General features: G+C 34.1%; 11 protein-coding genes. 10 read left to right on the top strand and 1 reads right to left on the bottom strand.

The window, feature by feature from the left end; genetic code table 11:
* Positions 1 to 126: 126 nt before the first annotated feature.
* The 6 genes from ACYQ1N_RS04760 (at position 127) to ACYQ1N_RS04735 (ending at position 5591) form a co-directional block, all read left to right on the top strand.
* On the top strand, positions 127 to 1347 hold the full coding sequence (locus ACYQ1N_RS04760) for an SPFH domain-containing protein (protein ID WP_459833385.1): 1221 nt from the start codon (positions 127 to 129) through the stop codon (positions 1345 to 1347).
* A gap of 19 nt (positions 1348 to 1366) precedes the next feature.
* Positions 1367 to 2446 (top strand): TFIIB-type zinc ribbon-containing protein, encoded by a 1080-nt coding sequence (locus ACYQ1N_RS04755; RefSeq protein WP_459833382.1) that lies wholly within the window; start codon positions 1367 to 1369, stop codon positions 2444 to 2446.
* A gap of 12 nt (positions 2447 to 2458) precedes the next feature.
* Entirely contained in the window at positions 2459 to 3388 is a 930-nt protein-coding gene (locus tag ACYQ1N_RS04750; protein WP_459833379.1) for a TPM domain-containing protein, read from the top strand.
* Positions 3389 to 3740: 352 nt separating this feature from the next.
* The gene (locus ACYQ1N_RS04745) at positions 3741 to 4136 is read left to right on the top strand and encodes a TnpV protein (RefSeq protein ID WP_459833377.1); all 396 of its coding nucleotides are present in this window, start codon (positions 3741 to 3743) and stop codon (positions 4134 to 4136) included.
* 135 nt (positions 4137 to 4271) lie between these two features.
* On the top strand, positions 4272 to 4403 hold the full coding sequence (locus ACYQ1N_RS04740) for a hypothetical protein (RefSeq protein WP_459833374.1): 132 nt from the start codon (positions 4272 to 4274) through the stop codon (positions 4401 to 4403).
* Positions 4404 to 4571: 168 nt separating this feature from the next.
* A complete protein-coding gene (locus ACYQ1N_RS04735) occupies positions 4572 to 5591 on the top strand; it encodes a HipA domain-containing protein (RefSeq protein WP_459833372.1) in 1020 nt (339 codons plus the stop codon).
* Between the two features lie 168 nt (positions 5592 to 5759).
* On the opposite strand, the gene ACYQ1N_RS04730 is transcribed toward ACYQ1N_RS04735, so the two are convergent.
* Positions 5760 to 6029, bottom strand: a complete 270-nt coding sequence (locus ACYQ1N_RS04730; RefSeq protein ID WP_459833369.1) for a hypothetical protein — start codon at positions 6027 to 6029, stop codon at positions 5760 to 5762.
* A 104-nt stretch (positions 6030 to 6133) separates the two neighbouring features.
* Between ACYQ1N_RS04730 and ACYQ1N_RS04725 the strand changes: the two genes are divergently transcribed.
* From ACYQ1N_RS04725 to cobN, 4 genes are all read left to right on the top strand, one after another.
* Positions 6134 to 7045 (top strand): LysR family transcriptional regulator, encoded by a 912-nt coding sequence (locus ACYQ1N_RS04725; protein WP_459833366.1) that lies wholly within the window; start codon positions 6134 to 6136, stop codon positions 7043 to 7045.
* The gene (locus tag ACYQ1N_RS04720; protein WP_459833363.1) at positions 7038 to 8915 is read left to right on the top strand and encodes a VWA domain-containing protein; all 1878 of its coding nucleotides are present in this window, start codon (positions 7038 to 7040) and stop codon (positions 8913 to 8915) included. Before ACYQ1N_RS04725 ends, ACYQ1N_RS04720 begins: the two co-directional genes overlap by 8 nt.
* A gap of 86 nt (positions 8916 to 9001) precedes the next feature.
* On the top strand, positions 9002 to 9955 hold the full coding sequence (locus ACYQ1N_RS04715; RefSeq protein WP_459833361.1) for a magnesium chelatase ATPase subunit I: 954 nt from the start codon (positions 9002 to 9004) through the stop codon (positions 9953 to 9955).
* A gap of 18 nt (positions 9956 to 9973) precedes the next feature.
* Positions 9974 to 13825: a cobaltochelatase subunit CobN gene (gene cobN / locus ACYQ1N_RS04710; RefSeq protein ID WP_459833359.1), complete on the top strand. Its 3852-nt coding sequence runs from the start codon at positions 9974 to 9976 to the stop codon at positions 13823 to 13825.
* The last annotated feature ends 1 nt before the right edge of the window (position 13826 follow it).

Below are 13826 nucleotides of genomic sequence, written 5' to 3'. Positions count from 1 at the left end.
TACTCAATATTATATGAATATATACTACTATTGTGGTAGTGATATATCCCGATTAATATGTTATTTTATGTAATATAATAGCTATATTCAAATATACGATACGGCTATTGTTTAGGAGGTATAATCATGGGACTAATTAAGGCGGCTCTTGGATCATTTAACGGCACTATGGCGGACATGTGGAAAGAATTTTTCTACTGTGACGCCTTAGACAACAATGTATTGGCAGTGAGAGGAAAGCACAGCGGAAGTAAGCGTTCGTCAAACAAAAGAGGTCACGACAATGTGATTTCCAACGGAAGCGGAATTGTTGTCGCCGACGGTCAGTGTATGATGATTGTTGAGCAGGGTAAGGTTGTGGAGGTTGCAGCCGAACCGGGAGAATATACATATGATAATACTAAAGCTCCTACAATCTTTTCCGGCGGACTCGGAAAGGGAATTCTTGAAACCTTCAAAACGATAGGGAAGAGATTTACATACGGAGGAGACACGGGCGTAGATCAGAGAGTGTACTACTTTAACATAAAAGAGCTTGTTGATAATAAGTTCGGAACTCCTAATCCAATACCGTTCAGAGTTGTGGATAAAAACATTAATCTTGACATAGATGTGTCTCTTCGATGTTCAGGTGTATATTCATACAAGATAGAAGATCCTATTCTCTTCTATACAAATGTATGCGGAAATATTGAAGAAGATTTTACGAGAGATAAGTTGGAAAGTCAGCTTAAGACGGAATTCGTGAGCGCTTTACAGCCGGCTTTCGCAAAGCTTTCAGCCATGGGTATAAGACCGAGTGAAATAATTGCCCATAACACTGAACTTGAAGAAAGCATGGATCAAATATTGTCCGATAAGTGGTCTAAGTTAAGAGGTCTTGACATTGTAAGTGTTGCCATAGGTTCCGTAACTCTTCCCGACGACGATGCCGAGCGTATTAAGAGAGCTCAAAATGATGCCATATACAGAGATCCTCTTATGGCTGCCGCAACACTGTCCGGCGCTCAGGCGGATGCTATGAGATCTGCCGCCGCAAACGAAGGCGGAGCCATGAACGGATTTATGGGTATGGGTATGGCGATGGGAGCCGGCGGCGCCAATACTGCCGCACTATTTGAAGCAGGAGCAAAACAGAGGGAACAGCAGGCACAAAATAACCCAACCCAATCAGATGCAGGCGTATGGAAATGTACGACATGCGGAACAGATAATACCGGCAATTTCTGCACTAATTGCGGAACTAAAAAACCGGTTGCGGTTAATAAGTTTTGTCCGAATTGCGGATTTGATCTTTCGGGGGCAAATGCAAAGTTTTGTCCGAACTGCGGCAATAAATTAGACTGAATTAAATAAGGGGAACTTAATGGCAGAATTACAGGATTTTAAATGCCCTTCCTGTGGGGGTGCAATACATTTCGACAGCGGCGTTCAAAAAATGAAATGCCCTTATTGTGATGCTCAATTTGATATCGACTCTTTAAAATCACTGGAAGAAGAGCCCGATATACTTGAAGAAGATAAGTTTGCATGGGAAACGACGCCGGAACGGGAATGGACAGATGAGGAACAGGATCAGCTTAATTCATACATTTGTAATTCATGCGGCGGCGAAATAATAGGAGATAAGACTCTGGGGGCAACCAGCTGTCCGTATTGCGGTAATCCGGTGGTAATGACAAAGATGTTTGCCGGAATTTTAAAACCGGATTATGTAATTCCGTTTAAATACGACAAGAGTCAGGCTGAAGAAAGCCTCAGAAAATATGTAAAAAGCAAGAGATTTGTACCGAAATATTTTAAAACCGAAAACAGAATAAAAGAAATAAGAGGTATATATGTGCCGTTTTGGCTGTTTGATTCCAAAGTTGATGCGGATATTCAATACAATGCCACGGAAGTAACAACCTGGTCCGATTCGGAATATATCTATACAAAGACAGATCACTACAAACTGCACAGATCGGGAGACATAGCTTTTCAACATATTCCCGTTGACGGTTCAAGCAAAATGCCTGACGATTTGATGGAATCCATAGAACCGTTTGATTTTAGTGAAGCCGTGGATTTCCGAACGGCTTATTTATCGGGATTTTTTGCCGACAGATATGATGTAACGGCCGACGACAGCATAGACAGAGCCAACACAAGAATAAAGAGAAGCACGGAATCCGAATTTATGAAGACCACGAGAGGATATGACACGGTTACGGTAGCCGGGTCAAGTATTGCCCTATCCGAATCAACGGAACATTATGCGTTATATCCTGTGTGGATTCTTAATACAAAGTGGAACGGTAATGATTATATGTTTGCAATGAACGGACAGACCGGAAAGTTCACGGGCAATCTTCCGGCAAGTGTAGGAGGACTGTGGGCGTGGTTCTTTATTATTACGGGCATTATCGGAATATTAATTTTCCTGCTGTTTTATTTTGTATTTTAAAAGGAGCTGCACATGAAAAAAATAAAATTAACGGTTGTATCGTTATGTATAAGTGCATTAATGGGGGCAATACCTCTTTTATCGGCTCCTGTTCATGCAGATGATTTAAATGCAAAGGGTCTGAATGGCTCATATATCGGCGAATATGAACAAATGCATGATGTATCGTCAGGATATTATTTGGCGGAAAACGGAACAGCCACGGAAACGACTTCTGTTACTCCTGCCGTAACCGCAAAGAAATATGTGGCGGATGATGCGGATTTATTGGATAAATCAGAAGAGGAAGCATTAAATTCCAAGTTGGAAAAAATAAGTGATGAATTAAACTTTGACGTTGCGGTTGTAACCGTGAATTCCACAGGATCTAAAACTGCCACGGAGTATGCGGATGATTATTTCGATTATAACGGATACGGAAGAGGATCAAACGGCGACGGAGCGCTGTTTCTTGTAAGTATAAGCGACAGAAAGTGGGCTATATCAACTAAAGGATACGGCATTAGCGCCATTAACAAAGATGCTTTAAACTACATGGAAGATGAAATTATTCCGATTTTAAAAGACGGTGATTACAGTGATGCCTTTAATAAATTTGCCGATCTTACATATGATATTGTAAAGGATGCAAAAAAAGGCAATTCATTTACGGAGCCAAAAAAATCAAAGGATGTGCTTATGAATTTAATTATTGCATTCTCCATAGGTGCGTTTATTTCAATGATAATTATTTTATCGTATAAAAAGAAATTAAAGCCGGTAAAATTTGAAACTGAGGCAAAAGCGTATATTGTTCCCGGAAGCTTTAACATAAGAAGGAGTGATGATTACTTTTTGTACTTTAACATTACAAAAATTCCGATTCCTAAAAATGATTCCGATTCGGATTCTCACACTTCGTCGTCCGGAAGTTCTCACGGAGGATCAAGCGGTAGCTTTTAATTATTTTAATATTATTCGGTTATATAGTATTTGCCTAATGCAATCATTTACAACTTTAAACAACTAAAGTAAAGCATTATTAAAACATAATTTACAAAAATCTCCTAAAGTCAGATTGATTGTCTGATTTTAGGAGATTTTTTTGCGGGATTTAAAAAAAATGCAGAACAAGCGGTAAAACTGCGATATACAGAGGATATAAACTAAAAAAGGCAGGTAATTTGTAAAAAAAATAAATTTAAAAAAACAGTAAAAAAAGTATTGAAAATATAACACGGATATACTACAATGCGTTAAACCACTAAAGCGTAATTATAGCACATTTTTATAATTAACGAAAGGAGTAAATACAATGGAGAAGAAAAGAATAGAAAAAGTTATGATGGGGGGCATGGAAATAACATACGAGGAGAGAGAGGACGGGATGCTATATCCGGTAACACTGGAGGAATGGGCAGCTCCGTTGTCAGAAATGAGCAAATACGGGAGAATGAGAGCAAGATATATAGAGGAATACAATCCGAAGTTAAAAGAGGAAATGGTAGCGAATCTAACGTGGTGGAATCATTTGATGGAAACGGACGAAGAAGCGAAAGCAATGGAGGAACGCCTGATAGAACAGATGAAGGAGAGAGAGGGAGTAAACGAGCAGTTAAAGAGAACGGACTGGATGGAATATGTAAGAAGGTTACAGAACATAATTTACACGGCTCAGGAAATAGTGATGAATGAACTTATTTATTCATAAATACGGTAATAATTTTATTTTTCAGTCATTAGATTGGTACGATCGAAAACAATAATTCAACGCATAATTATATTGCCTGACATTAACGTTATTACCAAAAATAACTATTAATTTGATTGTAACAAGGAGAGAATTATGAAAGGAATGAAGATTACATTTAAAATTTTAGGTATTGTGGGTAAAATCGCACTTATTTTCGTTGGAATTTTACTGGCGGTATTTTGGTTTTTTGCAAAAATAACTTTATTCGCACTAAGACGGGATTGAGATTGTGCGATAACCGTATGGAATGTCATTAATTAATGTGTATATGCGGTTTTATCGGTAAGAAGAATGATAATGGTTCATTTTTGTTGAAAACGCAGATAAACATATTATAGGAGAAATATTAATTTATGATGGCAATTTAAAGAGAATATAAGGAAATAATTAACTATGGAAATAGAAAATTTTGAAAATATAAAACAAAACAACTTATCTTACGGAGGTAGAGCAGGTAAAAAATTAGGTGTAATAATAAATAGTGAAAACTGGTTTTTGAAATTTCCAAAATCTGCAAAAAGTTTTGAAGGTGTAAATATGTCTTATAATTCCTCACCACTTTCGGAATATATAGGTTCTCATATATACGAAATGTTGGATATTCCTGTTCACAAAACTATTTTGGGAATTAAAGATAAAAAAGTGGTTGTTGCCTGTAAAGATTTTAGAAAAGATATCAGTAGAATAAGACTGGAAGATTATAATTCAATAAATAATATTTATGTAGCCGGATTGGAAGAAAAACTATCAAGTTATATATCAAGTTCAGATTTACAGGGATTGATGATAGTTATGGAAAATAATCCCAGATTTATTAATTGCCCAGAATTAAAAGAAAGATTTTGGGATATGTTTGTTGTAGATGCGTTTATAGGTAACAATGACAGGAATAATGGAAACTGGGGCGTTTTAATTAATAATATCACAGAAGAGGTTGAGGTTGCTCCTGTTTTTGACAATGGAGCATCATTTGCCGGTAATATAGATAATTCAAAAATTGAAAGAATATTAGATGATGAAGAAAGATTCAAACAAAGTGTGTATGATTCAAGAATATGTGCATTTACAATAAATGATAAAAAAATAAATCCATTAAAATATATTGAAAGTATGGAAAACAGTGACTGCAATGAGGCCGTTCAACGAATAGTGCCCAGAATAAATCTAAAAAAAATACATAATTTTATAAATGAAATACCAAAACAATACAATGATGTAGAGATAATTTCCGACAGCTGGAAGGAGTTTTATTATAAAAGCGTTAAGTATTGCTATGAAAAATCATTGTATTCAACTTACATACAGTTGGAGAACAATAAATTGATCCATGATTCGAATGATATTTTAAATAAAATAAAATCGCATTGTGATGAGAGCCATAGAAATAAGGCAGATGAAGAATTAGAACTTTAAATATTACTTCGCCAAGTTGGCGAAGTAATATAATGAAAAATAATATTTTATCCTCGCCGGATTGGCGAAAAAAGAGAGTTTTGCTCTCTTTTTTAAAATGAGGTCTAAAGACCTATTGTTTGCGTGCTTTATTAAAAAATAAAGTAAAATTGATTTAACTAAAAATAATTAAATATTTTTGGAAAATTCTTTGTAAGAGAAGTTGATACCTTCCGTGATAACAAATACAAAAGAACCCACAAGAGTTGCAGCTCTTATGGTTTTTTTGATGATAACCTGTACATCAAACAGCCCAATTAAAAGGGCTGTTTTTTTGTTTTTAAGTGGCAAAAAAGGGGCAAATAATATGCCATTATCCGCCGATATAAAAAATAGGAAAATGGCGAAATGTGGCATAAATACTGCTTTTCTGTCATTGACTACCGTGAGATACCACATATTTATTTTCCTAAAAAGAAAGTAGTTTATCCCCATATAGCGGATAAAGAAACGCATTACCACTAATATAATCTATTCTTAGATAAAATCTATCGGGGGGTTATATGGATATAAGACAATTGCAGGCTTTTGTTTCTGTCATTGATACAGGAAGTTTTAATGACGCAGCAAAAAATCTATTTGTATCGGTTTCACAAATAAGCAAGCGAATAAAGTCATTGGAGGATGAACTGTCATGTAAGCTGTTAAATAGAAAAAGAACCGGAATTATGCCAACATCTGACGGCATAAAAATATATACACATGCTGTAAATATATTAAATGAAATAATTGGAATTGAGTCTTTTGGAAAAATACAAAATAAAAAACATCTTAACATTGTGATTGGAAATAATGTGGATTTAGGAGATATATTTACAGACTATTTATTACAAAAAAAAGATAATACTGAGGCTTATAAATTTATAAGAACAGACATGATTCGGGCGTGTGGCGAACTTCATACCAGAAAGTTTGATTTTGGAATATTTTTTATAGATAAAAAGAGCAAAATTTCGATAGAAAACAGATTAAAAGATTATTCATTGGAATTTATAAAAATCTCATCAGTAAATAAATATTTATTTACTAATAAAAAAATCATCTTAAGTAAAGAAAATGATTTTTATTTTAATACGGATGGGATAGATTTTGTAAAAGTGAGTGGTACTGATATGTCAACAGCAGTTAATAATGATAAGAGAACTTTAGACATATCCAATATGTCATATAACTATGGAATTGAAACAAATTCTGTAGAAAATGCTTTGCAAATTGTAAATGAATTGGAGTATGCATATGTAGATTTTCAATTTAATCATTTTTTACCTGAAAAATATAGACATATAAGAAAAAATATCATTGAAATATGCTGTGGAGAATTTGGAATTATAAAAAGAAATAATATCGATTTATCAATTGAAGCAAATGATTATTATACATATTTAAGGAATAAATTTGGTGAAAAAAATGAATAATAATATATTTCCGTTTTCTGCAATATATAAGAATGAGAATCTTAAAGAAGCTATAATTTTAAATTTAATCAATCCTAAGATAGGAGGACTGATTATAGATGGAGATTGTGGTTCGGGAAAGTCACGGATAATGAGATCTGTTGCAAATATAACAGATTTAAATATTACGGAAATTCCAAGCAATATTTCAGAAGATAGGTTATTAGGTTCCGTTGCCGTGGATAAGATTTTATCGGATGGAGAAATAGTTTTTGAGAGCGGTGTATTGGCCAATGCAAACGGAGGCATTGCATTAACTGATGATTTATCTTTTATGTCAGAAAACATTGCTGATATTTTACAAACTGCCTTATCGGACAAGGAAATAAGGATCGAAAGAGAAGGTGTATCTCATATTGATAAAACAGAATTCATTTACTTTGCAACCGTTAATTTAAGTTTGTATACAGTTAAAAGAAGTTTGCTTGAATCCTTCGGAATGTATGCCAGAACGGATAGGCTAAAAGACATAGAAGACAGGATGGAAATAATAAGAATAAATGAAGAATGGGATTGCAATTGTAATGATAGTAAAAAAAAGTATGCCATAACTGACCAAGAAGTATTTAGGCTTATTTCTGATTCGAAAGAAAGATTAAAAAAAATATCAATTAGTGATGAAATATATAAAAGGATATCTGAAAAATGCATTGAGGAAAATGTTAGAGGAAATGCCGTTGATATGATAATGTGCGAAGGCGTAAAAGCGGTGGCGGCATTACATGGAAGAGAACATATTATTGAAGATGATATTGAAGAAGCAAGTTTTTTTGTTTTGCCTCACAGAAAAAGAATGCCCAATCAGTCAGATGAACAGACAGAAAACAATAAAAATGATGAAAAGAGAGAGGATGATAAAGAAAATAATCATAATAACAGGCAGGAACAGCAGGATGAAAATATAAGAGAAAATACAAGAGAGCATGAAGAAAAAGATACTCAAAATTCTCCCAATATAAAGGGAAAAAGCATGGGAAAAGCTGTTAAAAAAACAGATGAAGTCGGTAAAGCATTTAATGTTATAAATTTGAGCCATTCTTCAGATAAGAAAAATAGAAGTTTAAGTGGAAGAAGAACAGAAAGTAAAACTGATAAAAAAAGTGGAAGATATATTAATGCAATTCAAAACAGTGATACAAACGATATTGCCCTTGATGCAACCATAAGAGCCGCTGCACCTTTCCAAAAAATAAGAGAAAAAAACGGAATGGCAATATCTATACATAAAAGTGATATTAGAGAAAAGGTGCGACAAAAAAAGGTAGCCAACTTATTTATATTTGTTGTTGATTCAAGCGGTTCTATGGGAGCTGTAAAAAGAATGACAGAAGCTAAGGGGGCAGCTCTTTCACTTTTAAAAGATGCATATGTAAAGAGAGATAAAGTATGCATGGTTACATTTTCCGGAGATGAAGCAAGTGTAGTGCTGCCTCCAACAAGAAGTGTCGAAAGAGGATACAAATTATTAGAAAACATCAAAACGGGAGGACGCACACCGCTTAATTCAGGCATAGAGAAAGGATTAAGAATAATACAAAATGAACTTAGACAAAATCCACAGATAATGCCTCTGCTAATTCTTATTACGGACGGTAAAGGGAATGTATCTATTGATAAAGAAAAAAAGGCTGATTTGGAATTAAGCGAGCTTGGGGAAAAGATAAATAAAATAAAATGCATTGAAAGCATTGTTATTGATATAGAGAATTCATCTCTTATGAGCTTTAATTTGGCTAAAAAATTATCTGATCTGATTAATGCAAAATATTATAAATTGGATGAGATAAAAGCGGGAGAAATATTAAATATAGTAAACGAGATTGTAGTATAGGAGAAATTATGAGCAAGAGATTATATCCGTATCCATTTACAGCCATAGTAGGACAGGAGAATTTAAAACTTGGTCTGATATTAAATATGATAGATGGTAATATAGGTGGCTTATTAGCTTTTGGAGAAAAGGGAACTGCCAAATCTACAGCAATAAGATCAATGGCTGAATTGTTGCCGGAGATTGAGTATGTAAAAGAATGTAATTTCGGATGTGATCCCAATGATCCTTCTGTAATGTGTGAATCATGCAAAGATAAATATATAAAAAAAATACCTTTTGATATAGCAAAGAGAAAAATGAGAGTTGTAGAATTGCCTGTTTCATCAACAGAAGACAGAGTGGTTGGCACACTTGATTTGGAAGAAGCAATAAAGAGAGGTGATAAGAAATTTGAACCAGGGATATTGGCTGATGCCAATAGAGGAATTCTATATATTGATGAAGTAAATCTTCTTGATGACCATATAGTTGATATTATACTGGATTCAGCTGCCATGGGTGTCAATACAATTGAGAGAGAAGGAATATCATATTCTCATCCGGCAAAATTCATCCTTGTAGGAACAATGAATCCTGAAGAAGGCGAACTAAGACCGCAGCTGTTAGATAGATTTGGATTAAGCATAAGGATTGAGGGAATAAGAAATCCGGAGGATCGCGTAAAGATAATTAAATATAGAAATGAATATGATGAAAATCCTGAAAGATTTGTCAACAAATTCAAAGATGAAGAAGAAAAGCTTATTAAAAGAATTACGGATGCGAGAACTAATTTAAAAAATGTCGTAATAGGTGATGATATTTTGCTTGCCATTGCAAAGGTTTCTGTTGAATTAGAAGTTGACGGGCATCGAAGTGACATGGTGATGATGAAAGCTTCAAGAGCATATGCGTCATTTATAGGTAAAAAAGAAGTAGACTTGGATGATATTAAGAAAATAGCAAGTTTTGTATATATGCACAGAATGAGAAGACTTCCTTTTGAACAGGCAAAAGAACTTGATCTTGGAATAATTGAAAAGATAATAGAAAGTTAAATACAAGTGGGGAAAAGTATGAAAAAAATAGTAGGTGTTTTTTGGCATTCTGCGGCAGAAAGGTTAAAAGCGCTCTCAGATAAATATAAAGATATTGCAGATGTTTCGATATATTCTTTAAAAACAGTTGAACAAGATGCAGAGATGTTCAAAATGCTTTGCAGCGATTTGGATAAAGCAGATATTATGATTCTTAATCTTGCAAGCAGTGTACAGATAAGTTCTGATATAAAAAATTATATAATTGACAATAAAACTAAAAAAATATTTGTAGGCTCGAATGCCATAGAAAATGTTGTAAATCAAGAAGATCTTAAAATATCAGCAGAGGCTAACGAATATTATATACAAAATGGAGAAAAAAATCTAATTAATCTTATTAAATTTGCGGCTAATAAAGCAGGAGATGTAAAGGTTTTATATGATGAACCGCAATATATACCAATGGAGGCTATTAGTCATCCCGGAAACGATTATTTGGCAGAGTGCAAATCGATAGATGATACAAAATTTTATTTTTCATTTGATGACTATATAAAAGATTACCCTAAAAAATCTAAAGGAACTGTGGCGATATTAATGTCACGCTCTGCATTTGTAAATGATGATTTAAAAATTGAAAAAGCTGTCATAAACTCCCTTGAAAAAAAAGGCTTACGAGTTTTGCCTATATTTGCATATGCGTGGGAAGAGCCATCGATAGGAGCAAAGGGTAGCAAGTGGGCGATAGAAAAGTTCTGTTTTGATGAGCAGGGTAATAGCGTAGTAAATGCCATTATTAAAATGACAAGCTTTTTTATAGGCGGAAAATTAGATGAGGACACCATTGAAACAATTAATAGGCTAAATTGCCCTATATTTAAGCCAATCTGCTCCTATAATATGTCAAATGAAGAATGGAATAAAAGCAAAGGGGGCACATTGGGAGATGTTGCCTGGAGTATTTCTCTTCCGGAGTTGGAAGGTAATATAGAGCCATTGTTTATAGGCGGTTTAGAGCAGGATAAAATTGAGTCCGGCAGAAGTCCTATTATGAGCAGAGTTGAAAAACTAACTGATAGGGTAGCGAAATGGGTATCGTTAGGTAAGAAAAATAATGCTGATAAAAAAATTGTTTTTGTGCTTAACAATAATCCATGTGCTTCAACAGAAGCAAGCGTAGGAGGAGGAGCCAAGTTAGACACCCTTGAAAGTGTCGTAAGAATAATAAAAAGATTAAAAGAGGACGGATATAGCGTAGGTGATTATATACCTGACACAGGAGAAGATCTTATTCGGGAAATAATGGAAAAAAAGGCCATATCTGAATTTCGTTGGACTACTGTCGGTGAAATAGTAGAAAAAGGCGGATGTATATATAAGATGGATAATGATACATATCTATCCTTTTTTAATAAAATTCCTAAAGATGCACAGAAAGAAATAATTGATAATTGGGGAAATCCGCCGGGAGAAGGAAAAGACGGTGTGCCACCTGCTATGGTGCATGAAGGGAAAATATGTATAACAGGTTTAAAATTTGGCAATGTTCTTGTTTGTGTTCAGCCAAAGAGAGGATGTGCCGGATCTGAATGTAATGGTACGGTTTGTAAGATTTTACATGACCCACATTGTCCTCCAACTCATCAATATATTGCAACATATAAATATTTTGAAAATATTTTTAAAACAGATTGCATAATTCATGTGGGAACTCATGGGAATTTAGAATTCTTACCAGGAAACGGAACGGCATTATCAGACAGCTGTTATACAGATATTTGTATTGGAAATATGCCTAATTTATATATTTACAATGCAGATAATCCACCTGAGGGTACTATTGCAAAAAGAAGAGCTCTTGCAACTATCGTAGATCATATGCAAACAGTCCACATACCAAGTGGTCTATATGATGAATTAGAAATAATAAATCAATTATTACAGAATTATGATAATTCAAAAGAATTAGATAAAGCTCAAGCTCACCAGCTTAAACATCAAGTGATAGATGCAATTTTAAATAGCAATATAAAGGATCAAATAAAAACAGATATTAGCATTGATTCTTTTGATAAGTTGGTAAATGAAGTCCATGATTTATTAACATTGATTGGCAATTCGCAAATACAAGATGGCTTACATATATTTGATGACATACCATCGGGAGAGAGAAGAATAGATCTAATATATGGAATATTACGATATGAGGATGGTGATACAAAAGGTATTAGGCGAATATTGTGTGACATTTATGGTTTGGATTTTGAAGAAATGCTAAAAAATCCAAGCAGAATACATAAAAAATACAATAAAAGATACGGAGACATTTTAAGAGATTTAGATAATATTGGAAGAGAATTTGTAAAATATATACTTAAAGATATGGTTATAGATGAATCTATTGATGCAAATAGCGAATATAGAATTATCTCTAACATTGATAATGAAGATATAAATTATATTAGAGAAAGGATAAATGATTTAGATAAAAGAATAGAAATGACTGCAGAGATGGATAATCTCATTGGTGCAAGTAATGGGACGTTTGTACCACCTGGTCCATCTGGAGTTGTTACAAGAGGAAGAGATGACATTATACCAACAGGAAGAAATTTTTACACTTTGGATTCAGGGACGCTGCCTACAAAAGCGGCATGGGTAACAGGGCAAAGACTTGCAGATTCGGTAATTGATAAATTCATTGAAGAAGAGAAGCGATATCCGGACTCATTTGGTATGTATTGGATGTGTAATGATATTTTATGGGCCGGCGGAGAAGGTCTTGCACAGCTTTTATACTTTATGGGAGTACGGCCTAAATGGAAGACCAATGGTAAGGTTGACGACTATGAAATTATAAGTCTTAAAGAATTAAAAAGACCGAGGATAGATATTTCGGTTAAAGTATCTGGAATACTTAGAGATAATTTTAAGGACAGAATGGATATATTAGATAGGGCAGTAAGAGAAGTTGCTTTATTAGAAGAACCAATTGAAATGAATTACGTAAGAAAGCATACATATGAAAATATAAATTCAGGTATGACATTAGACGAATCTGTTGCAAGAATATTTGGTTCAAGGCCGGGAACTTACCTAAATGGTATTACGCTACAAGTATATTCATCTGCTTGGAAAGATAAAAGTGAGATGGTTGATGTATTCACATTTTTTAATGGTTACTCATATAGTAAAAATGTTTATGGTAAAGAAGCTTATAAAGCCTTGCAGAATAGCCTGAAAAATGTAGATATAACATATAACAAGGTTATGACTGATGAAAGTGATTTGTTAGGATGCTGTACATATTATGGTGTGCAAGGTGGAATGACGGCAGCGGCAAGACAACTGTCAGGTAAAGCTGTAAAAGCCTATTATGGTGATTCAAGAGAAAGCATGAATGTACAGGTGCGAACCATGTCTGAAGAACTCAATCGTGTCGTGCAATCTAAATTGTTAAATCCTAAATGGATAGAAGGCATGAAAGAACATGGATATAAAGGTGCCGGAGATATAAGTAAAAAAATTGGTAATGTATATGGTTGGGAGGCTACAACAGATGAAGTGGAAGATTGGGTATTTAATGAAATAACAAGAACATATATTGAAAATGAAGAAAACAATCGCTTCTTTAAAGAGAATAATCCATGGGCGTTGGAGGAAATAGAGAGACGTTTAATAGAAGCTAATAGGAGAGGATTATGGAATGCTCCGGAAGATATATTGGAGAATCTGGAAAATGATTATCTGGAATTAGAAGGAGTTCTTGAGGAAAGCTCAGGAGGCAACAATGATAATTTTCAAGGTGGTGATATAGATGTGAATTCGATACATGAATTAGAACACATGAAGAACCACATACAGAATATGAAAGAAATGCTTAAATAAA

This window comes from Howardella ureilytica (assembly GCF_054657495.1).
Note: the sequence above shows the minus strand (reverse complement) of the source record. Positions and strands in the feature narration are given on the sequence as shown.

Coding starts and splice junctions, on each gene's coding strand:
- ACYQ1N_RS04760 (WP_459833385.1), top strand. CDS start 127: ATGGGACTAATTAAGGCGGCTCTTGGATCATTTAACGGCACTATGGCG.
- ACYQ1N_RS04750 (WP_459833379.1), top strand. CDS start 2,459: ATGAAAAAAATAAAATTAACGGTTGTATCGTTATGTATAAGTGCATTA.
- ACYQ1N_RS04755 (WP_459833382.1), top strand. CDS start 1,367: ATGGCAGAATTACAGGATTTTAAATGCCCTTCCTGTGGGGGTGCAATA.
- ACYQ1N_RS04740 (WP_459833374.1), top strand. CDS start 4,272: ATGAAAGGAATGAAGATTACATTTAAAATTTTAGGTATTGTGGGTAAA.
- ACYQ1N_RS04730 (WP_459833369.1), bottom strand. CDS start 6,029: ATGTGGTATCTCACGGTAGTCAATGACAGAAAAGCAGTATTTATGCCA.
- ACYQ1N_RS04745 (WP_459833377.1), top strand. CDS start 3,741: ATGGAGAAGAAAAGAATAGAAAAAGTTATGATGGGGGGCATGGAAATA.
- ACYQ1N_RS04725 (WP_459833366.1), top strand. CDS start 6,134: ATGGATATAAGACAATTGCAGGCTTTTGTTTCTGTCATTGATACAGGA.
- cobN (WP_459833359.1), top strand. CDS start 9,974: ATGAAAAAAATAGTAGGTGTTTTTTGGCATTCTGCGGCAGAAAGGTTA.
- ACYQ1N_RS04735 (WP_459833372.1), top strand. CDS start 4,572: ATGGAAATAGAAAATTTTGAAAATATAAAACAAAACAACTTATCTTAC.
- ACYQ1N_RS04715 (WP_459833361.1), top strand. CDS start 9,002: ATGATAGATGGTAATATAGGTGGCTTATTAGCTTTTGGAGAAAAGGGA.
- ACYQ1N_RS04720 (WP_459833363.1), top strand. CDS start 7,038: ATGAATAATAATATATTTCCGTTTTCTGCAATATATAAGAATGAGAAT.